Raw genomic sequence first — 19,357 nt, 5'->3', positions numbered from 1 at the left:
GGAACCAAATCATTTTTAATGAAATAGAAAAAAGCATTGTCAAAACGCAGAAAGTTTGGCGATGCTTTTTTTTGACAAAATACGATTACAGATGTAAACTTAAAAATGTGAATCACTTATGAAAGGAAGTGGACAAATGCAACCTGTGGTCGAACCAATCAAAATCAGCGATTCTGAATGGGAAGTCATGCGTGTGATCTGGACATTAGGACAATCCGACGCGAAAGAGATCACCGCTTTATTGAGCGAAAATAAAAATTGGAAAGCAGCAACGGTCAAGACGCTTTTAGGACGACTCGTCAAAAAAGGCGTATTGAAAACAGAAAGCCAAGGGAAAAAATTTGTTTATTCGCCGCTTGTTTCCGAAGAAGCAACCGTTCGCAGCGCAGCTGAGAATCTTTTTTCTCATATTTGTGCCAAAAAAGTTGGGCAGACATTAGCAGAAATGATCCAAGAAGCAGCATTGACGGCAGAAGATTTGGCGATGCTCCAAGCAGCAGTCGACCAAAAAGTGCCAGTAGCAGCGATCTCATGTAATTGTATTCCTGGTCAGTGCCAATGCAAAACCCATGCAACAAAATAAGTAGCCAACGAACTGTTAAAAGAAATGAGGAATCGTAATGAAAAAAAACATGCAAATCAGCGGAATGAATTGTGCCCATTGTGCCGCAAAAGTTGAAAAAGCGCTTAGTGAAGTACCGGGTGTGAAAAAAGCCAAAGTGGACTTGAAAAAAGCTCGCGGAACAGTCAAGTTTGACGAGTCGCAAGTGACAGAAACAGCCTTAGTCAATGCGGTCACCGAAGCGGGTTATCAAGGGGTATTTGAGTAAGCAATGGAATTGCTAAAGTGAAAATGAAAAATCAAAACAAATGAAAAGTGTCCAGCCGCTTGAAGCTTTTGTATGAAGGAGCAAGACTGTACGCACATTCAGTGAAATAGGAAGGGGAATACTAGGATGAATCAGAAAAAAACGTCTTCCGCAAGTAATAGTCAGACGTCAAGCCATCATAGGCATGAACCTGCTTTGAATGAGCGGGATAATGGTACACAGGGACAAGAGCAACATACGCAATCACAGCTGGCAGAAGTCCCTGAGCCTAGCCATGAGATGAATGGGATGGATCATCACAGGGCGACATCAAAACAGCAGGAGCATGAAAGCTCCGATAGTAACCATGGTCCTATGGATCATGAAGTGTCCAGCATGAACTATAGCCATAAGGACCATGAGATATCTGGCATGGATCACGGCCACAAGGACCATGAGATGTCTGGCATGGATCACGGCCACAAGGACCATGAGATGTCTGGCATGAACCATAGTCACATGAATCATGAGATGTCTGGCATGAATCATAGTCACATGAATCATGAGATGTCTGGTATGGATCATGGAATGGGTGGCATGGATCATAGTATGCATATGGGAAATTTTAAGCAAAAGTTTTGGCTTTCCTTGGTTTTGGCGATTCCAATCGTCATTTTATCACCAATGATGGGCATCGAATTGCCCTTTCAGTTCACGTTTCCCGGATCAGATTGGGTCGTATTGATTTTAGGAACGATCCTGTTTTTCTATGGAGGGCAGCCGTTTTTAAGTGGTGCGAAAATGGAATTGAAACAAAAAAGCCCAGCCATGATGACGTTGATTGCTATGGGGATCACGGTTTCTTATTTTTATAGTCTATATGCGTTTATCGCCAATCATTTTCTTGCTGTTCCTCATGTAATGGACTTCTTCTGGGAACTAGCGACTCTGATCGTGATCATGTTGTTGGGGCATTGGATCGAGATGAATGCCGTTTCTAATGCTGGCAATGCATTACAGAAATTAGCAGAACTATTGCCAAAAGAAGTGATTCGGAAAAATGCGGATGGATCAGAAGAACAGATTCCATTAGAAGAAGTGACCAACAAAACACAGTTGATCGTTCGCTCAGGAGATAAGATTCCTACAGACGGAACGATCCTTGAAGGAGAAACAACGATCGATGAGTCGGCAGTGACTGGTGAATCCAGACGGGTACCTAAAACCATCGGCAGTACTGTCATTGGAGGATCTGTCAACGGCAACGGTACCATCACGATGGAAGTCACAGGAACTGGGGAAGACAGCTACTTAGCGAAAGTCATGGAAATGGTGCGAAAAGCCCAAGCTGATAAATCCCGCTTAGAAGCACTTTCGGACAAAGTGGCAAAATGGTTGTTTTATATTGCGTTAGTTGCTGGTGTCTTGGCATTTGCTGTATGGCTGTTTGTTGCTGATCTACCGACTGCTCTTGATCGAATGGTCACGGTATTCGTCATTGCCTGTCCCCATGCGTTAGGGCTAGCGATTCCCCTCGTAGTTGCTCGTTCGACATCGATCGCTGCCAAAAATGGCTTGCTCTTAAAAAATCGCAACGCACTGGAGAATGCGCATCATGTTGATTATCTGATCCTCGATAAGACCGGTACGTTAACAGAAGGAACGTTTACCGTAACTGGCATCGAGGCGACAGGCAGTCTTTCTGCATCAGAAGTACTAGCTTACCTAGCAGGTCTTGAGAAAACCGCCAATCATCCGATCGCAGAAGGCATTTTAGCCGAAGCTGAAAAGGAAAACATCACAGCCAAAAAGGCGACTGATGTTCAAACAAGGACAGGGATTGGTCTGGAAGGCGTGATCGATGGACAAAAGTGGTTGATCGTCAATCAAAAAGGATTGGAGCAATTAGCCATTCAGTATCAAGGGAACTCCTTGAAAAATTATCAAGAACAGGGCAATACCATCAGCTATTTGGTTCATGACGGCAAAGTGGAAGGTATCGTCGCATTAGGGGATAAGGTGAAACCAGAAGCGAGTCAATTTATTCAAAAAGTGAAAGACTTAGGCATCACGCCAGTTATGGCTACTGGAGACAACCAAGAAGCGGCGCAAGCCGTAGCCGATTACCTAGGAATCGAAGCCTTCCATGCGGCAATGTTGCCAGACGATAAAGAACGTCTAGTCAGTGACTATGTCAAAGAGGGCAAGCGCGTCGTAATGGTAGGCGATGGGATCAATGACGCCCCAAGTCTTGCAAGAGCGACGATCGGGATTGCGATCGGAGCGGGTACCGATGTAGCGATCGATTCAGCCGATGTCGTTTTGACGAATAGCGAACCTCAAGACATCTTGCACTTCTTGACGTTGGCGAAAAAAACAAGACGTAAGATGATTCAAAATCTCTGGTGGGGCGCAGGATACAATATTTTTGCCATTCCTTTGGCAGCTGGCGTGCTCGCACCGATCGGGATCATTTTGAACCCAGCAGTCGGAGCTGTCTTGATGTCTATGAGCACGATCATCGTTGCCATCAATGCAATGACCTTATCAATCGAAAAAAGCGGCGATTAGCCGCTTTTTTGTTTCTTTTCCTAGGAGCAGTGAAATACCTCTATAATCTGCTTCTGGATTTATGCTATAATGTGTTCGTTGAGACAAGGAGGACGTTGATTATGGAACTGAAGAAATTGGATGTTCCCACTACTTCAATTACTGAAGTAAAAAAATCTCCGATGGATGTATTTAATCAAGCGCGAGAAGCAGGAACAGCAGTATATGTATTCAATCGTGAAAAAGTGGCGGGGGTCATGTTGACACAAGAGCAGTATGAAACGTTATTGCAGGAATTAGATTATTTGCGTCAGCGACCGATGATGGAAGAAGAACCCGAACAGCCGCCAGTGGCAGGGCTAGAGGAATTCTTACAAATCATGCGGCAAGCGCTGATCACCGGTGCGAGCATCTCGGCAAAAAATTTAGATGAGCGAATGGTGGCGCTAGGGTTCATCACTCGTAAAACTGGTTTTGGCGGTGTCGTTGACATGGTGAACGAATTGAAAGAAACAGGCAAGATCGTTTACCAGCTACGTAAAAAACAAGATGGTAAATCGGTGACCGCTGAAGTCATTGGAGAACAAGACAATCAAACGCAATTATTTGATAAATTGATCATCAAAAAAATCTTTCTAAAAGAAAAATAAACGCTGGAACTTGTCCCAGCGTTTCAGACGGTAGACAAAGTACGGATGATTTCGTACTTTGTCTTTTTTTGTTGTAAAAAAGTGGAGATTATTAACTTTTTTTAAACTGTGAAAGATACTGCTCATCCAACCAACAAAAGTTCCAGCCAGTTACAGACTAGGTTTTAAGTCAGCCAGTAAGTTTTCCCGTCTTTCGTCCGTTGCATAAATCCGTATTCGATCAAATAACGTCGGACAGTGACATAATCGGTGATCGCTTGTTTTAATACATCGTTGACAGCAGCTTCTGAATAATTTTTCTTCGGATCAAATTTTTGTGCCAGTACACTCAAGACAACAATCTTGCGCTTTTCTTTGCTGGGAAACTGTTTGATAAACCCCGTTTCATCAAAATAAGTGGCAATGATCTTTTCTCTTTCACTAGCCGTAATGGCATAGCGATCATCAAGCATCGTCGCCCCTTTATGAGGCGGCAGCAACGGGGTATCTTGCAACAAGGACATGATACTTAAAAAAACAGTCGCTTGTCGCTGTTTTTCTTTTAGTTTAAAGCGATGATTCCTGACAGTCGAAGAAGAGATACCTAAGCGCTGGGCAATCACAGTATCGCTAACATCTTGGGCAAACAGTTGTAAAATCTCCTGTTGGCTCTCTGATAAGCCTGTTTGTTCTTTGGGTAAAGCCAACAATGCGGACAAAACGGTTCCGTGATGGTCAGTAATATGCTGCATCATTCGTTTTTTTGCTGTAAAAAAGGCGCCATCAACGGGATAGATTTCTTCTTTGTCGAAGGTCTCCTGACAAAATACGCAACAATATTCCGTTGGTGTTGCGACATATCCTTGCTGATAATCAGAAATGGTAAACTCTTGATAAGGTTTCATTTTGGGTTCTCCTTTTATTGTTTAGATATATACTAACATAAATTGATTTCGTTTGTAAATGAGCAAACGAATTTATCGTTATTAGATTAATTTCATCCGTTGCTTAAAATTGTCGCCTTTTTGTGTTAGGATTAACAACAATAGCGAATGAATTTGCTTAATTCAAAGGAGTGATACTATGGCAGACGTAAGCCAACGCTTCAATCACGAAGTGTACAATATAGCTGTTTCATTGATTCGTAAATTTGATGAACGGGTTTCTTCAATTCCTGATATTTTAAAGTTAACGTTAGGCGAGCCGGATTTCAACACACCGGAGCACGTGAAAAAATCGGGTGTCCAAGCAATCGAACAAAATTTCAGCCACTATTCTGGAATGGCAGGCTTAGCAGATGTTCGGCAAGCAGCCAGCCTCTTTTTGAAAAATAAATATCAGCTTGATTACGACTTTCAATCAGAAGTATTAGTGACGATCGGTGCAACGGAAGCAATCTCAGCTTCTTTATTAGCCACGCTGGAACCTGGTGATAAAGTGATTTTACCAGCACCAATTTATCCAGGCTATGAACCAGTCATCCATTTAGCTCATGCCAAACCGATTTATCTTGATACGACGGATAATGACTTTGTTTTAGCGCCAGAAGTTTTAGAAGCAGCCTTAAAAGAACATGGGGAGCAAGTCAAGGCAGTCATTTTAAATTATCCTAGCAATCCAACAGGGGTTGTTTATACCCGAGAACAAGTCAAAGCATTGGCAGAAGTTTTAGAAAAATACCCCGTTTTTGTTATTAGCGATGAAATTTATAGTGAGTTGACTTATGATGAAACCCATGTGTCCATTGCTGAATACTTGCGGGATCAAACGATCGTGATCAACGGCTTGTCGAAATCACACGCGATGACTGGTTGGCGCGTCGGCTTCATTTTTGCACCAGCAGCGTTGACTGCTCAGATCATTAAGGTCCACCAATACTTAGTGACCGCGGCCTCAACGATTTCTCAAAAAGCCGCAGTGCGGGCATTGATCGAAGGCATCAATGATGCAGAAGTCATGAAAGCCGATTACCGTGAACGCCGAGATTACTTGTTTGAAAAGATGACTGCCCTTGGTTTTGAAATGGCGAAGCCATCTGGTGCATTCTACATTTTTGCCAAAATACCAGCAGGTTTCAACCAAGATTCCATGGCTTTTTGTGTCGACTTAGCCGAAAAGAATCAATTAGCAATCATTCCAGGGATCGCCTTTGGTCCCGAAGCAGAAGGCTATGTTCGTTTAAGCTATGCGGCAAGTATGGAGAACTTGGTGGAAGCGATGGATCGCTTGACACGCTATATGCAAAGCAAATGATTCTACAGACATTTCTTTAGTTCATAAGTGTTAGATAAAGTAAGCCCCCTCTGATGGATGCAGCGGGGGCTTTTTTAGGCAATCGACGAACTTTACAAAATATTTACATCGCTTTATCGATTCTTTACATGAAATCCATCAAGGGTTTACACCGCCTTGCTAAACTAAGCATATAACGAAAGGAGATTTACTAAATGAAAAAATTGGGACTTTTATTTTTTGCAACTGGATTATTATTAGCTGGCTGTGGGAGCGGTGGCGCAAGCACTGAGAGCAGTCAAGCATCAGGCGGATCTTCATCAGGTGCCGCATCAAATGAAAATGTAGAAATTTTAGCTGTGGGCTCAACGGCATTGCAACCCTTGGTTGAAGCAGCAGGTGAAAGCTTCTCAGCAGACAATCCCAATTATACAATTACGGTTCAAGGTGGCGGCAGCGGAACTGGCTTAAGTCAAGTAGAAGCAGGCGCGGTGACGATCGGCAATTCCGATGTGTTTGCGGATGAAAAAGATGGTGTGGATGCTAGCAAATTAGTTGACCATAAAGTAGCCGTAGTTGGTATGGCACCAGTGGTAAATAAAGACGCAGGCGTTACGGATCTTAGCCAACAAGAATTGATCGATATCTTTACAGGCAAAGTGAAGAATTGGTCTGAACTAGGCGGAGCAGATCAAGAAATCTCTGTAATCAACCGCGCATCAGGCAGCGGTACGAGAGCGACCTTTGAAAAATGGGGCTTAGATGGTGCAGAGACGATCCAAACACAAGAGCAAGATTCTTCTGGAACAGTCCGTAAAATCGTTGCTGAAACACCAGGAGCAATCAGCTACCTTGCTTTATCCTATTTGGACGATTCGATCCAAGCGCTATCTCTTGATGGGGTAGAAGCGACTCCTGAAAATATTGCAGATAACAAATGGCCAATCTGGTCTTACGAGCATATGTACACGAACGGCGAGCCAGATGCAAACGTCAAAGCCTTTCTTGATTACATCATGACAGACGATGTCCAACAAGGAATCGTTATCGAATTAGGTTACTTGCCAATCACTGATATGAAAGTAGAACGCAGTGTAGACGGCGAAGTAACGAATGTTGAATAGTGAAATGACCGAAGAAGGAGAATGCTCCTTCTTTTTTTGTGTTTAAAGCATCAAGAAGATGCTATTGACTGATGCTTCATTTGGTAATGAAAAACAACTACAAAAACAGCCGATAACAATTATTCACCTGTTATCGGCTGTTTTTTATCAATAATCATCTTTTTCATGAAGCGGCAAAGTCACCGTAAAGGTAGAACCAATTTTGGGGAAACTGTCAACCTTGATGCTGCCACCTAATAATTTGGTATAGTCTTTAACGATAGCCAGCCCAAGTCCAGTGCCGCCAGAATTGCGGGCGCGGGCTTTGTCCACCCGATAAAACCGCTCAAAAATCCGTTCCTGATCTTCTTCATCGATGCCGATGCCTTGATCCTGCACTTGAAATAACAGCTGGTCGTCTTGCTCTGAATAGGATAATGTGATGACACCACCAGGTTTTGAATAGGTGACAGCATTTTCTACCAGATTTTTTACGATGGGCTGCAGCAGCTCTTTTTTGGTAGATAAAATGAAGGGTTCGGGTCCTTCAAATTGAAAGGTCAATTGCTTCTTAGCAGCTGCGGGACCATAGGTTTGAACGACTTGTTGCAGCAGCTCAGAAAAGTTGATCGGTTGGTCGACATACTGGAAAGAATCACTGTCTTGAGACAGTTGGATGATATCTTGTATTAGATTTTTCAAGCGATAAGCATCTTTTTGAATGATCTCTAAAAAGGTCTGCAATGTTTCTGGGTCTTCTTTGGCGCCGTCCAGCAGTGTTTCGGTAAACCCAATCAAGGAAGTTACCGGCGTTTTTAATTCATGGGAAACATTGCCGACAAAATCTTTTTGCATTTTTTCTAATTGTCGGATGCGCGTCAAGTCATAAGAAATACCAATCAACTGGTTTTCTTGGAAGCTTCGCAAGGTAACATCCAAGACTTTTGAACGTTCCCCGCTAAGGGTGGTTTCCGCATGGAAAATAGGGGTCTCGTCGTTAAATTGATAGATCAATTGGATCAGTTGTGTGTCATGAATCACTTCAGTGAAGGGCTGCGGCAAGGTTGGCGCAGTTTCCATCCCCAACTGTTCTTGCATCGTCGGATTCAACAGCAGCAGTTGATTTTCTTCATTAATGATAAAGACACCGATCATCAGTTCACTGAGCAAGCCGTACAGCTGTTGTTCAGATGCCGCATAGGCACGATAGGTCTGGCTCATTTGTTCGCTCAGCTGATTGATCAGTTGATACAACTCGTCATGTTCAGGGGTTTCTTGCATAATGATTGCTTGTTGATCGGGCGAGGTGATCATTTTTTTTACGACGGGCAGAATCGTTTGGATTGGACGATTCCGCTGACGCAGCGTGTGAAAAATCAGCAGGCTGATCAAGAAACAAAAGACAAGATAGACAATCAAGATCGATTGCTTGATTCCTTGGTTTTTCGCAAAAAAAGCAGCAGTCGGTTCTGCGATCCGCAAGATTTGAGTTAAGTTTCCATCTTCTTTGACAGGAATCGCCACGTAAAGCAATTCTTCATGCAAGGTGTCGCTTTCCCGCAACGATTGACCAACGGCGCTTCCGCGCAAAACGGCTTGAACTTCTGGACGATCGGAGCGGTTTTCATGGAGGGTATGATCATAAGTATCGAAAATGATTTGGCCTTGATCATCTAACAAAGTGATGCGGCTATTGCTATCTTGAACATAGGCATCGGCAAATTGTTCGAGCGCTGCGGTTTGGTTATCTGAGAGATTCAAAAACACAGCGGCTTTCTCTTGCAGAAAATCCACTTGCTGGGCGATGACTTGCTGACGGTAAAAACTGCTTAGAACTTGCCAACACAGGAAAAAAATCAGCAATAGACCGATTGACCATAAACCATAGCCATAGCGTTTTTTCATTGGGGCGGCTCCTGAAATTTATACCCAAATCCTCGAACGGTCACCAAGTATTCTGGACGCTTTGGATCAGCTTCCAATTTTTCTCTTAAATGACTGATGTGAACATCCACGATGCGACTTTGTCCATCAAAGTCAAAATTCCAAATACGATTGAGTAAGGTATCGCGATCGATCACGCGGCCTTTACGTTTCATAAAGTAAACCAGCAGCTCGAACTCTTTCGGGGTCAGGAAGATTTTCTCCCCATCCACACTGACCTGGAAATTGGTCAGATCGGCTTGAATTCCGCCGATTTGCAAGATTTCTGCAGGTTGATCTTCTTCTCGTGCTTGTTGACGAGGTTCTAAGCGACGGAAGATGGCCTTCATTCGAGCCAATACTTCTCGAGGGCTGAAGGGTTTCGTCAAGTAGTCGTCAGCCCCGATCTCTAAGCCCAAGATCCGGTCGATCGGATCATCTTTTGCGGTCAAGACGAGGATCGGTGTCTCGATTTTTTCTTGACGTAATTTCTTTGTGATTTCGATACCGTCCAAATTCGGCAGCATGACATCCAAGATGATAAAGTCAAAAGGTTTTGACAACGCCAAGTCGAAGGCTTTTTGACCATCTGAGGCGGAAACGACTTGGTAGCCCTCTTTTTCTAAATTAAAGGTTAAAAGTGTGACGATTGAAGGTTCATCATCGACAACGAGTATTTTTTTCATGATAGACTCCTTTCGTTTCTTTTTTTCAAGAAACGATTAAATTTCAACGAACAAGTCCTATTTTAGCATGAATAGACAATTGGTACTATTGCAACCACTAAATAAATGCTATAATAAAGGACGATTTCATAGGAAAGCTGAGGGTGCTAAATGATTGGAATCAGTGCGTGTCTAGGCGGTGCCCTTTGCCGCTACGATGGAAAACATCAAGCAGTACCACAATTGATCGAACTTGTTCGTGCGGGTCAAGCCATGATGGTCTGTCCAGAAGTTCTTGGCGGCTTGCCGATTCCACGTGAACCGGCCGAAATCGTCGGTGGCGATGGGGTGGATGTTTGGGCGCAACGAGCGAAGGTCGTCACCATTTCAGGAGAAGACGTGACGGAACAATTTACTAAAGGCGCGAAAATTGCTTATCAAAAATTGCAAGAGCAAGGCATCACCCAACTGATCCTAAAAGAGAAAAGTCCCTCTTGTGGCAGTCAGACGATTTATGATGGCAATTTTTCTGGAATCAAAAAAACAGGGGTCGGTGTCGCTTGTGCCTATTTTCGACAAAAAGGCATGACTGTTTTGTCCGATGTCGAATGGCTTGCAAAACAGGAGGAAGCAAATGGAAATTGAAAAGACCAATCGCATGAATGCGTTGTTTGAGTTTTATTCCACGTTATTGACGGAAAAACAGATGAATTACATGGAATTGTATTACGCAGATGATTTTTCTCTAGGAGAAATCGCTGAAGAGTATCAAGTTAGCCGTCAAGCAGTCTATGACAACATCAAACGCACCGAACGTATTTTAGAAGACTATGAAAAAAAACTACATATGTTTTCGGATTATATCATGCGGGAAGACTTGCTGGATCAGCTAAGCGAGTATACGAAAACCCACTATCCAAAAGACGAAACCTTACAGGGGTTTATTCAACAGCTCCAAGAAATTGAAGAATAAAGGAATGAAAAAAAAATGGCATTTGAAAGTTTAACTGAACGCCTCCAGCAGGCAATGAGCAAACTGCGCAGAAAAGGAAAAGTATCTGAAGCAGATGTAAAAGAAATGATGCGTGAGATTCGTCTAGCTTTATTAGAAGCCGACGTCAATCTGCAAGTTGTAAAAGAGTTTACCAAAAATGTCCGTGAACGGGCAGTGGGGGTAGAAGTATTAGAAAGCCTATCTCCAGCGCAACAAATCGTTAAGATCGTTGATGAAGAATTAACCAAAACATTAGGATCAGAAACAGTTGGGATCGAAAAATCACCGAAGATCCCAACGATCATCATGATGGCTGGTTTGCAAGGGGCAGGGAAAACCACCTTTGCTGGGAAATTAGCCAACCATTTGATCAAAACCGAAAACGCACGTCCATTAATGATCGCTGGTGACGTGTACCGACCAGCTGCGATCGACCAGTTGAAAGTATTAGGGCAACAATTGGATGTACCTGTTTTTGATATGGGAACTGATGTCAGTCCAGTTGAAATCGTCCGCCAAGGATTGGCTTTGGCTCGGGAAAAGAAAAATGACTACGTTTTGATCGATACGGCGGGTCGTTTGCATATCGACGAAAACTTGATGGAAGAGCTAAAACAAATCAAGGACTTGGCACAGCCAAATGAAATTTTACTGGTAGTGGATGCGATGACAGGACAAGATGCTGTCAACGTGGCGGAAAGCTTCAATCAACAACTGGGGATCACAGGGGTAGTCATCACCAAGCTAGATGGCGATACTCGTGGCGGGGCGGCATTGTCGATTCGTCAAGTTACGGGCGCTCCAATCAAGTTCACTGGTACCGGTGAAAAATTGACCGACCTTGAAGTATTCCATCCAGATCGGATGTCTAGTCGGATTCTCGGTATGGGTGATATGCTGACTTTGATCGAAAAAGCACAGCAAGATTACGACGAGAAAAAAGCAGAAGAACTTGCTCAAAAAATGAAGGAAAACTCCTTCGACTTCAATGACTTTGTTGAACAGATCGATCAAGTCATGGGCATGGGCCCAATTGAAGATCTTTTGAAAATGATTCCGGGAATGAGCCAAATGCCTGGCATCGAGAACGTCAAAGTTGATCCAAAACAAATTGCCCGTCAAAAAGCCATGGTTTATTCTATGACACCAGCTGAACGGGAAAATCCTGATTTGTTGAATCCAAGCCGTCGCCGCCGTATTGCTGCTGGTTCTGGAAACAGCGTCGTCGAAGTCAACCGTATGATCAAACAATTCAAAGAATCTCGCAAAATGATGCAGCAAATGAGTAAAGGGAATATGAACATTCCTGGCATGGATCAAATGTTTGGCGGTGGGGTCAAAGGGAAACTTGGAAAAATGGCCATGAACCGCATGGTCAAGAAACAAAAGAAGAAAAAGAAAAAACGCAAATAATCGTTTCACACTGATAGGAACTGAGAACTGAACCTTATCTTCGTGTAATTAAAAACATGATCTGAAAAGGCACCAAATCGAGAAGCTGTACCTGCTGATTCTAGCAGTTGCAGCTCCTCAGATTGCCTTCTTCAGGTCATGGTTTTTTTATGCTCACAGCTTCCTCTTTAAATGAACTTCTTCAAAGAACATCAAATTGAACATCTAAAGAACATCCCTTTTTATAGAGAAAGCCAGCTTTCTACCGAATATCTCAAATCGTCCAAGAGTCAAAAATAGCGATCAACTATCGTTGCGGACAACTCTAAGAATAGGATAGAAGCAGAACATTCGTGCTTTCTGTTAAATGGTGCTACTATTAATTTATAGCAAGTATGAAAGGAGTTTTTTACGATGACAAACAAAGATCGCATTGAAGGAAAAGTAACCGAAACAAAAGGGAAACTTACAGGAGATGACTCCGAAGAATTAAAAGGCAAAACCCAAAATAAATATGGGAAAGCCAAAGATAAGGTTGAAGATTTTGCGGATGATGTTTCTCGTAAAGTAAATGACTTCTTTGACAAAAAAGACGACGACAAACCTAGACATTAAACTTAAAAGCATCCCTGCAACAAGAAAATGTTGCAGGGATGCTTTTTTATATTCCACTGATTTGTTTGTTTTTTCGTTTGTACCACCAATTCATCAGCGCTTTAGGATAGACAAGCAGCAAACTGATGAATAAGCAGGCAACCAGTAATAAACCGAGCCGAAGGGCGATGTTCCAAAGACTGACATCATACCCCTCATAGAGATTACGGTAAAAAATTTCTAGTGGGTAATAAGAAATCATGGATAAATAGAACCAAGTTCCCAAAGAAAGCAGCCAATAAACTGGTGCGCGCAATTTAGGGATCGTTATATAATCACCGTCATTTTCTAAAGAGATTTTCGAGAACACTTTTTCGGCAGCAAGAATCAGTAAGCCGCTCAAGCCGAGGTAAAGGAGCAGCAGCCACCAAGGGTAGACATATCCTTGCGGCCAATCGATCCAGGTTTGAAAAGGAATCAGAAAATCCCCATGACCAAGAAACACAAAACTAAAAAACTCGCGGGTACATTGGAAAAAGCTATACCCCATTGATCCTAGCGAAATAGTGAAGAAGACCGAGAGCACGCCAGTAAACAGATTCCCCAGCAAAACGCCTAACAAGAGACCTGCAGCAAATACTAGCAGATTCGTTGACAAGGTACTAAGGGCAGAAAGCAGCACGTCTTGAAGCGGCACAGCGAGATAGCGAGCTGGGATCATCGTGTATTCGATCAGGATATGACCTAACAGCCCCAACACTAAACAAGCGGTCAAGGGTAAGCCGATAAAAAGCAGTTTCTTGTGAAAGACGTGCTTTCTGCTAAAGGGTAAGGCAAATAAAAAGCGATTGAAATTGGTGCGGCCATCGACAAAAAAGGATAAGAAGCCCCAAATAAACAGGAAGACAATCACAAATTGATTCATGGTGGTCATATAAGGGCGATTGTAATAAATCTCATCAGGGGACTCATTGCTGATCGTCAATACCGCATCGCGGTATTCTGTTGCCGAATCAAAGTAAACCGGGGTTTCACCCTTGTAGTTTTTGACATAGTACTCTCGATTTTCGTTGAAATCTTTGATAAATTCTTCAGATGTCAAATAGCGTTCTTGCTGATGCCAGGCTTTTTGTGATTGCCAGCCATCACCAAGATACATTAAGAGTAAGACAAAACAAAAGCCGATCAGCAGCTTGCCGTAGCGTTCTTTAAATATATTGCTTAACATCGTTTTCCACCTCTATCCTTCCACTAATGCCTCTTGTCGTAAATTTGCTTCAAACAGATCTTCCAAGGTCAAGGGCAATTCTTCGAAAACCAAAGGGTCAAGCTGCTGGATCTCAGCCGCCAGCTCTTTTGTGTAATTGTCAAACAAAGCGGTCAAGACTCGACCTTGTTTTTGAATCAGCTTGGAGCGCTGCTTGATAAGGGGAGGAATCTGCTTGCTGCGAAAGACGAGTTGAAGTTTGCGAGATTGTTCGCGAATCGTTTCCAAACGGTAGTCTCCTTCAATCGTTTTCCCTTTGATCAACAAGGCACGATCAATAATATGCTCTAATTCATTTAGATTATGGGAAGCGATCAATGCGGTACGATTCGACTCGCTGAGGCTTTCCAGCAATAGTCCGATCACTTTTTTACGGACGATCACATCAAGCCCATCAAAAGGTTCGTCTAACAGTAAGAACGTCGCATTTGAAGCGATCGCTAGAATCATCTTATAAAGACCTTGCATTCCTTTTGACATTCGCCGGTAAGAAAGCGTTAGCGGCAGACCATGGCTTTGCATCAATTCTAAATAAAGATTTTGATCAAAATTTGGATAAGCAAGCCGATAAAATTGATTGATTTTTTTTAACGAGTAGGCAGCCAGAAAGTTTTCTTTTTCATCGATATAAAAAAGCTGTTCTTTTAATTCCGGGTGCTGATCCAGGCGTTGGTTATCGATCGAAATCTCGCCATCATCTAGTAAATAATGTCCAGCGACCGTCCGAAACAACGTGGTTTTCCCAGAACCATTGCGGCCGATCAATCCTACGAGTTCTCCTTTTTCCAAAGAGAAGTTCACGTTTTCTAAGATAATTGTTTGTTCCATTTTCTTGGTCACATGTTCGATCTTCACTGTGGATCGCCTCCTAACTCTTGTTCAAAGCCATTCATCCAATCGCTCAGCTCACGCATGCTGATCTGTAAATGGCGTGCTTCGATCACCAATTCTTTCAAACGTTCTTTCACTTGTAAGATCCGAATCTCATCGCGTGGCAGATCCTCAGTAACTTTCACAAAGGTGCCTTTTCCTTTGATGGTGACAAGCACTTGCTCATTTTCCAATACTTTGTAGGCTTTGCTGACGGTATTTGGATTCATCAACAGGTGCTTGGCCATTTCACGAACCGAAGGTACTTGGTCTCCAGCGGTTAGAACACCGTTCAGAATATCTTCTTTGATACTTAAAACCAATTGCTCATAGTAAGGTTTGCTGCTGGCTTTGTTAATGCGAACCACAAAATCAGCTCCTTTCATTTATGTGTACTAGTATACGTAGTACAATAGTGGAAGTAAAGTCTTTTATGATAAAATAAACAAAAAGGAGCTGATGAGGACAATGGAACGATGTGAGTGGGCCAACAGTACACCAGCAATGCAGGAGTATCATGATACAATCTGGGGGAAACCTGAGTATGAGGATCAGCAGTTGTTTCGAAAATTGGTGTTAGATATGAATCAAGCAGGGTTGAGCTGGCAAACGATTTTAAATAAAATGGCGAATTTTGATGCGGCGTATGATCAGTTTGAAATCACCAAAGTAGCGAACTATACGGAAGAAAAAGTGGAAGAACTGATGATGAATCCAGGCATCATCCGCAATCGGCGAAAGATTGAAGCGGCGATCAGCAATGCCCAAGAAGTTTTAAAAATCCAGCAAGAATATGGTAGTTTCTCCACATTCTTGTGGCGATATGTCGATCATCAGCCGATCATTAATGAATTTGAGCAGCAATCCGATGTACCGACCCATTCGGAAATCTCTGATCAGCTAGCGAAAGATTTGAAAAAGCGAGGGTTTAAATTTGTCGGAACGACCATTATTTACGCCTTTATGGAAGCTGTCGGCATGGTCAACGACCATTTAGTCACTTGTGTTTGTCGAACATCAGCAGCAAACAAAGAATAAAGGAGCGAGCATAATGGGAAAAGTGATATTCTATGGTGCGATCAGCCTCGATGGCTATTTAGCAGGTCTGAAGGATCAACTGGACTGGCTGTTTCAAACCGATACCGGTGTCGCCACGACCTATGAAGCATTTTTTGCGACTATCGCCACGACCGTGATGGGAAGAAAAACCTATCAAGAAGCGAAAAAACTGATGGATGAGGGACCGTTGTATCCTGAAACGACAAATTATGTTTTTTCCCATACCCGAAAAGAACCGCTGCCGGATGCAATCCTAGTGGCATCGGATCCAGTTGCATTTGTTTCAGCATTGAAACAAGAGAAAAACGTATGGGTAGTGGGTGGGGGTTCCCTATTAAAACCATTGCTGGAAGCTGATTTGATCGATGAATGGTTTATTCAAATCGCGCCGGTGTTTTTAGGAGAAGGCAAGCGACTGTTTGAACCGGGGGAATATTCGAGACGCTTGACGTTTGTTGAAACAAAACAGATGGGGGAACTGACAGAGCTTCATTTTGTCCGAAAGTCTGTGTCAGGCAGCGAGTAAAAAGCGCAAACGATTATTCTTTACAGTGAAAAAAGACCAAGAAGCTCAGTGACGAGTTTCTTGGTCTTTTTGTATGGATTCTTCATTAGTTGAATCGTTGAAAGAATTCAATATATTTTGCAAGGATCGTTTCGAAGAAGCTTACTGTATCTGGGTTGATCTCATTGTTTTCATCGATCAAGTTTGTGATACCGCCAATGTAGGCTTCTGGTTGTTGTAGAGTAGGCATATCCAAAAAGACTAATGATTGACGCAAGTGATGGTTCGCACCAAATCCAGCGATCGCTCCTGGAGAAACGCTGACGACTAATGCTGGTTTGCCACCCCAACTGCTCGCACCGTAAGGACGAGAACCAACGTCTAAAGCATTTTTCAAGGCTGCTGGAACAGAGCGGTTGTATTCTGGTGTAAAGAAGAAGACACCATCAACGGCGCTTAATGCTTCCCGAAATGCTGTCCATTCAGCAGGAACTTTTCCTTCAACTTCCAAATCTTCATTGTAAAAAGGCAAGTTGCCGATTTCGATGAAAGATGCTTCAAAACCTTCTGGTAATAATGATGCGAATTTTTTCGCTACGAGTTTATTGTAAGAACCTTCCCGCAAGCTGCCGACGATAAAACCAATTTTTTTTGTCATGTAAAATTCCTCCTTGTTGTTTTCTACTCATTTAGCTTACCAAAAGTAAGTGAATGGTGCAAATAAAACGATTTGTTCTTAAAAAGGTTTCTCTAGTATTCATGATACGCGTCCAGATTCATTCTGGCAAAAGATAACCATGCCGAAAAAACAGGAAAGAAAAACTTTTTTCTGCTGTAAAGAAAAAACTCTTTACACCATCAGAAAAACCTGTTAAACTAGCTCTTGTGATTAAATCAATGGAGGTGTAAATAATGGCAGTAAAAATTCGTTTAAAACGCATGGGTTCTAAAAAGAAACCTTTTTACCGTATCGTCGTAGCAGATTCACGTTCTCCTCGTGACGGACGTTTCATCGAAACAGTTGGTACTTACAATCCTTTACTAGACCCAGCTGAAGTAACAATCAAAGAAGATCTAGTTCTTGATTGGTTATCTAAAGGTGCGCAACCTTCAGATACAGTTCGTAACATCCTTTCTAAAGAAGGCGTTATGAAAAAACACCACGAAGCAAAATTCACTAAGAAATAAGGTGACTTTGGATGAAAGATTTGCAAGAATTAGTCTTAACGATCGTTTCACCACTTGTTACCAAACCTGAGGATATCAAGCTTGAGCTGGTAGAGTCAGATGATTTCTTGGAATATAATCTTACTGTGGCACCAGAAGATATTGGTCGTATCATCGGTAAACAGGGGCGGGTTGCCAAAGCAATTCGAACGATCGTTTACAGTGTACGGACAAATGGACCAAAGAAAGTTCGTTTGAATATCATTGATGGTAAATAAGCAAGAATGAAAAGCATTTCTCTTTGAGGAATGCTTTTTTTGTAAAATTCATGCTTAAGATGGAGGACAAAAAAAGGTGGTTTTGAGATAATCAAAAATGAGGAGGTGCTTGTATGTCTCAACTAATCGCATGGATCGTTGTTCTTTTGATTCTCGTCTTTATTTATAAAATCGGTTCTTTTCTTTGGCGAACGCTAGGGATCTTGCTACTACTTTTTTTGATTTGGGTCTATCGTGAGGAGATCATGACGCAATTGAACCAATGGACACAAAACTTTCGTTGGGGCGACCTATCGACGATCGCCAATCAAGTTTGGCAATGGATCAAGGATGGCTTTCAATCACTGCAAAATTGGGTGACAAATCTTTAAAAAATCAACAAAAAAATGACAGACAATCTGACTTGTTTGTCATTTTTTTTATTGAGGGGTATCCTTTGTATAAGGAGGGGAACATCATGAAAAAAGAACTAGGATTATTTGTTACGCTGCTAACGATTGGAACCTTGGCTGGCTGTAATAATCAAAAAGACCAAGAAACCAGTCAAGCCAGTACAGCTGAAACAACAGCAACGACTATGGTGGAAAGTACCCAAACACAAAAAAGTAGTCAATCAGAAACCAGTCAATCAACTGCATCGACTAGTCAGGCGGTTTCTGAGGATTCTTCAAATACGAGTAGCACCACAGACATCTATAGCCAAATACAAGCGGTATTCCCTGATCTTGTCTTGCCAAAGGACGTTCCGCTTGCTTCGGGTAAAGTGTTGAATGCTGCCACAGCTGGCAGTCAATCCGATGCCTCGATTCTTTATTATGGACTTGATCAGCAATTGTCTCTCAATGACAAGGCTTTGAACGAAGAAACACCGCTTGCTGCTTTTCAATCAAAAGAGTATCAATCAGCGGATGAAGCTGCTGCAGCGGTCAATGTAACAGCGGATGATGGCGGACAAGCCGTTGATCTCGGATATGGCATTACTGGGCATATGCAAGGAGCTGCTGGCTCCAGTTATTTAAGTTGGCAAGAAGGAAATTGGTCATTGACTGTTCGAGCAGTCAACCAAGAGGAACAAGATCCTGTGCCGGTTGCTAAAGAAGTGGTAGCGTATCTAGAAGAAGCCATGCTTCCAGCACCTGAGGTCGGTCAAATCACTATCGATATGGGAAAAAATGACCATACAGCAACTACCGTGGTCTGGCAACAAGAAACGATCCTTCGAACGGTACAACATCAAGATGCACGTTCAGCATTGGAAATGGCCGTTTCAATGAAACAATAAGTTTCAGATTAGGACATTGCCCCTTTGATCAAGCGTCG

Annotated in this window: 23 protein-coding genes; 16 read left to right on the top strand and 7 right to left on the bottom strand. The window is 42.6% G+C overall.

Annotated features, from left to right (window positions below; all coding sequences use genetic code 11):
* Positions 1-136 precede the first annotated feature (136 nt).
* The 4 genes from IGI76_RS12275 (at position 137) to IGI76_RS12260 (ending at position 4,009) form a co-directional block, all read left to right on the top strand.
* Positions 137-583 carry a CopY/TcrY family copper transport repressor gene (locus IGI76_RS12275; protein ID WP_060792542.1) on the top strand — a complete coding sequence of 149 codons (447 nt, stop codon included), beginning with the start codon at positions 137-139 and terminating at the stop codon, positions 581-583.
* 37 nt (positions 584-620) lie between these two features.
* Entirely contained in the window at positions 621-830 is a 210-nt protein-coding gene (gene copZ, locus IGI76_RS12270) for a copper chaperone CopZ (protein ID WP_005228873.1), read from the top strand.
* A 126-nt stretch (positions 831-956) separates the two neighbouring features.
* Positions 957-3,380 carry a heavy metal translocating P-type ATPase gene (locus IGI76_RS12265; RefSeq protein ID WP_311902448.1) on the top strand — a complete coding sequence of 808 codons (2,424 nt, stop codon included), beginning with the start codon at positions 957-959 and terminating at the stop codon, positions 3,378-3,380.
* Positions 3,381-3,481: 101 nt separating this feature from the next.
* Positions 3,482-4,009, top strand: a complete 528-nt coding sequence (locus IGI76_RS12260) for a hypothetical protein (RefSeq protein WP_010749742.1) — start codon at positions 3,482-3,484, stop codon at positions 4,007-4,009.
* Positions 4,010-4,173: 164 nt separating this feature from the next.
* Here IGI76_RS12260 and IGI76_RS12255 read toward each other — a convergent pair whose 3' ends face one another.
* Entirely contained in the window at positions 4,174-4,893 is a 720-nt protein-coding gene (locus IGI76_RS12255; RefSeq protein ID WP_074536053.1) for a DUF2087 domain-containing protein, read from the bottom strand.
* Between the two features lie 178 nt (positions 4,894-5,071).
* On the opposite strand from IGI76_RS12255, the gene IGI76_RS12250 reads away from it, so the two are divergent.
* Both IGI76_RS12250 and IGI76_RS12245 read left to right on the top strand, forming a co-directional pair.
* Positions 5,072-6,241, top strand: coding sequence for a pyridoxal phosphate-dependent aminotransferase (locus IGI76_RS12250; RefSeq protein ID WP_074536051.1), 1,170 nt, complete (start codon positions 5,072-5,074; stop codon positions 6,239-6,241).
* Between the two features lie 194 nt (positions 6,242-6,435).
* A complete protein-coding gene (locus IGI76_RS12245; protein WP_060792538.1) occupies positions 6,436-7,344 on the top strand; it encodes a phosphate ABC transporter substrate-binding protein PstS family protein in 909 nt (302 codons plus the stop codon).
* A gap of 147 nt (positions 7,345-7,491) precedes the next feature.
* On the opposite strand, the gene pnpS is transcribed toward IGI76_RS12245, so the two are convergent.
* Both pnpS and IGI76_RS12235 read right to left on the bottom strand, forming a co-directional pair.
* Positions 7,492-9,228, bottom strand: coding sequence for a two-component system histidine kinase PnpS (pnpS, locus tag IGI76_RS12240; RefSeq protein WP_087627809.1), 1,737 nt, complete (start codon positions 9,226-9,228; stop codon positions 7,492-7,494).
* Complete coding sequence (locus IGI76_RS12235; protein WP_231434849.1) at positions 9,225-9,932, bottom strand: response regulator transcription factor; 708 nt, start codon at positions 9,930-9,932, stop codon at positions 9,225-9,227. Before IGI76_RS12235 ends, pnpS begins: the two co-directional genes overlap by 4 nt.
* Positions 9,933-10,082: 150 nt before the next feature.
* Between IGI76_RS12235 and IGI76_RS12230 the strand changes: the two genes are divergently transcribed.
* The 4 genes from IGI76_RS12230 to IGI76_RS12215 all read left to right on the top strand — a co-directional run bounded on the left by IGI76_RS12230 (position 10,083) and on the right by IGI76_RS12215 (position 12,912).
* Positions 10,083-10,556, top strand: coding sequence for a DUF523 domain-containing protein (locus IGI76_RS12230; RefSeq protein WP_010749736.1), 474 nt, complete (start codon positions 10,083-10,085; stop codon positions 10,554-10,556).
* A complete protein-coding gene (locus IGI76_RS12225) occupies positions 10,546-10,884 on the top strand; it encodes a putative DNA-binding protein (protein ID WP_005228897.1) in 339 nt (112 codons plus the stop codon). The genes IGI76_RS12230 and IGI76_RS12225 overlap by 11 nt, the downstream gene beginning before the upstream one ends.
* Positions 10,885-10,899: 15 nt before the next feature.
* Positions 10,900-12,318 carry a signal recognition particle protein gene (gene ffh, locus IGI76_RS12220; protein ID WP_005228902.1) on the top strand — a complete coding sequence of 473 codons (1,419 nt, stop codon included), beginning with the start codon at positions 10,900-10,902 and terminating at the stop codon, positions 12,316-12,318.
* 393 nt (positions 12,319-12,711) lie between these two features.
* A complete protein-coding gene (locus IGI76_RS12215) occupies positions 12,712-12,912 on the top strand; it encodes a CsbD family protein (RefSeq protein WP_005228904.1) in 201 nt (66 codons plus the stop codon).
* A gap of 46 nt (positions 12,913-12,958) precedes the next feature.
* Here IGI76_RS12215 and IGI76_RS12210 read toward each other — a convergent pair whose 3' ends face one another.
* Genes IGI76_RS12210 through IGI76_RS12200 form a run of 3 tightly spaced genes read right to left on the bottom strand, consistent with a single transcriptional unit; the run spans position 12,959 to position 15,396 of the window.
* A complete protein-coding gene (locus IGI76_RS12210) occupies positions 12,959-14,119 on the bottom strand; it encodes an ABC transporter permease (RefSeq protein ID WP_231434848.1) in 1,161 nt (386 codons plus the stop codon).
* Between the two features lie 12 nt (positions 14,120-14,131).
* A complete protein-coding gene (locus IGI76_RS12205) occupies positions 14,132-15,013 on the bottom strand; it encodes an ATP-binding cassette domain-containing protein (RefSeq protein WP_015510136.1) in 882 nt (293 codons plus the stop codon).
* Positions 15,010-15,396: a GntR family transcriptional regulator gene (locus IGI76_RS12200; protein ID WP_005228910.1), complete on the bottom strand. Its 387-nt coding sequence runs from the start codon at positions 15,394-15,396 to the stop codon at positions 15,010-15,012. The genes IGI76_RS12205 and IGI76_RS12200 overlap by 4 nt, the downstream gene beginning before the upstream one ends.
* A gap of 100 nt (positions 15,397-15,496) precedes the next feature.
* On the opposite strand from IGI76_RS12200, the gene IGI76_RS12195 reads away from it, so the two are divergent.
* Both IGI76_RS12195 and IGI76_RS12190 read left to right on the top strand, forming a co-directional pair.
* On the top strand, positions 15,497-16,066 hold the full coding sequence (locus tag IGI76_RS12195; RefSeq protein WP_231434847.1) for a DNA-3-methyladenine glycosylase I: 570 nt from the start codon (positions 15,497-15,499) through the stop codon (positions 16,064-16,066).
* A gap of 13 nt (positions 16,067-16,079) precedes the next feature.
* Positions 16,080-16,613 (top strand): dihydrofolate reductase family protein, encoded by a 534-nt coding sequence (locus tag IGI76_RS12190; RefSeq protein ID WP_438781587.1) that lies wholly within the window; start codon positions 16,080-16,082, stop codon positions 16,611-16,613.
* An 85-nt stretch (positions 16,614-16,698) separates the two neighbouring features.
* Here IGI76_RS12190 and IGI76_RS12185 read toward each other — a convergent pair whose 3' ends face one another.
* Positions 16,699-17,250, bottom strand: coding sequence for an NADPH-dependent FMN reductase (locus tag IGI76_RS12185; RefSeq protein WP_005228916.1), 552 nt, complete (start codon positions 17,248-17,250; stop codon positions 16,699-16,701).
* A 254-nt stretch (positions 17,251-17,504) separates the two neighbouring features.
* On the opposite strand from IGI76_RS12185, the gene rpsP reads away from it, so the two are divergent.
* From rpsP to IGI76_RS12165, 4 genes are all read left to right on the top strand, one after another.
* Positions 17,505-17,780, top strand: coding sequence for a 30S ribosomal protein S16 (gene rpsP, locus IGI76_RS12180; RefSeq protein WP_005228917.1), 276 nt, complete (start codon positions 17,505-17,507; stop codon positions 17,778-17,780).
* Positions 17,781-17,791: 11 nt separating this feature from the next.
* Entirely contained in the window at positions 17,792-18,037 is a 246-nt protein-coding gene (locus IGI76_RS12175) for a KH domain-containing protein (protein WP_005228918.1), read from the top strand.
* Positions 18,038-18,150: 113 nt separating this feature from the next.
* Complete coding sequence (locus IGI76_RS12170) at positions 18,151-18,408, top strand: hypothetical protein (RefSeq protein WP_005228919.1); 258 nt, start codon at positions 18,151-18,153, stop codon at positions 18,406-18,408.
* Between the two features lie 86 nt (positions 18,409-18,494).
* Positions 18,495-19,319 (top strand): hypothetical protein, encoded by an 825-nt coding sequence (locus tag IGI76_RS12165; RefSeq protein ID WP_438781585.1) that lies wholly within the window; start codon positions 18,495-18,497, stop codon positions 19,317-19,319.
* Positions 19,320-19,357 lie beyond the last annotated feature (38 nt).

It is taken from the genome of Enterococcus sp. DIV2449a, assembly GCF_051711225.1.
Taxonomy (GTDB): Bacteria; Bacillota; Bacilli; order Lactobacillales; family Enterococcaceae; genus Enterococcus_D; species Enterococcus_D casseliflavus.
The sequence above is the reverse complement of the archived record's forward strand: the minus strand, read 5'-3'. Positions and strand labels throughout refer to the sequence as shown.

Coding starts and splice junctions, on each gene's coding strand:
- IGI76_RS12195 (WP_231434847.1), top strand. CDS start 15,497: ATGGAACGATGTGAGTGGGCCAACAGTACACCAGCAATGCAGGAGTAT.
- rpsP (WP_005228917.1), top strand. CDS start 17,505: ATGGCAGTAAAAATTCGTTTAAAACGCATGGGTTCTAAAAAGAAACCT.
- IGI76_RS12245 (WP_060792538.1), top strand. CDS start 6,436: ATGAAAAAATTGGGACTTTTATTTTTTGCAACTGGATTATTATTAGCT.
- IGI76_RS12230 (WP_010749736.1), top strand. CDS start 10,083: ATGATTGGAATCAGTGCGTGTCTAGGCGGTGCCCTTTGCCGCTACGAT.
- pnpS (WP_087627809.1), bottom strand. CDS start 9,228: ATGAAAAAACGCTATGGCTATGGTTTATGGTCAATCGGTCTATTGCTG.
- IGI76_RS12185 (WP_005228916.1), bottom strand. CDS start 17,250: ATGACAAAAAAAATTGGTTTTATCGTCGGCAGCTTGCGGGAAGGTTCT.
- IGI76_RS12260 (WP_010749742.1), top strand. CDS start 3,482: ATGGAACTGAAGAAATTGGATGTTCCCACTACTTCAATTACTGAAGTA.
- IGI76_RS12190 (WP_438781587.1), top strand. CDS start 16,080: ATGGGAAAAGTGATATTCTATGGTGCGATCAGCCTCGATGGCTATTTA.
- IGI76_RS12275 (WP_060792542.1), top strand. CDS start 137: ATGCAACCTGTGGTCGAACCAATCAAAATCAGCGATTCTGAATGGGAA.
- IGI76_RS12255 (WP_074536053.1), bottom strand. CDS start 4,893: ATGAAACCTTATCAAGAGTTTACCATTTCTGATTATCAGCAAGGATAT.
- IGI76_RS12265 (WP_311902448.1), top strand. CDS start 957: ATGAATCAGAAAAAAACGTCTTCCGCAAGTAATAGTCAGACGTCAAGC.
- IGI76_RS12215 (WP_005228904.1), top strand. CDS start 12,712: ATGACAAACAAAGATCGCATTGAAGGAAAAGTAACCGAAACAAAAGGG.
- IGI76_RS12165 (WP_438781585.1), top strand. CDS start 18,495: ATGAAAAAAGAACTAGGATTATTTGTTACGCTGCTAACGATTGGAACC.
- copZ (WP_005228873.1), top strand. CDS start 621: ATGAAAAAAAACATGCAAATCAGCGGAATGAATTGTGCCCATTGTGCC.
- ffh (WP_005228902.1), top strand. CDS start 10,900: ATGGCATTTGAAAGTTTAACTGAACGCCTCCAGCAGGCAATGAGCAAA.
- IGI76_RS12250 (WP_074536051.1), top strand. CDS start 5,072: ATGGCAGACGTAAGCCAACGCTTCAATCACGAAGTGTACAATATAGCT.
- IGI76_RS12175 (WP_005228918.1), top strand. CDS start 17,792: ATGAAAGATTTGCAAGAATTAGTCTTAACGATCGTTTCACCACTTGTT.
- IGI76_RS12170 (WP_005228919.1), top strand. CDS start 18,151: ATGTCTCAACTAATCGCATGGATCGTTGTTCTTTTGATTCTCGTCTTT.
- IGI76_RS12225 (WP_005228897.1), top strand. CDS start 10,546: ATGGAAATTGAAAAGACCAATCGCATGAATGCGTTGTTTGAGTTTTAT.
- IGI76_RS12235 (WP_231434849.1), bottom strand. CDS start 9,932: ATGAAAAAAATACTCGTTGTCGATGATGAACCTTCAATCGTCACACTT.
- IGI76_RS12210 (WP_231434848.1), bottom strand. CDS start 14,119: ATGTTAAGCAATATATTTAAAGAACGCTACGGCAAGCTGCTGATCGGC.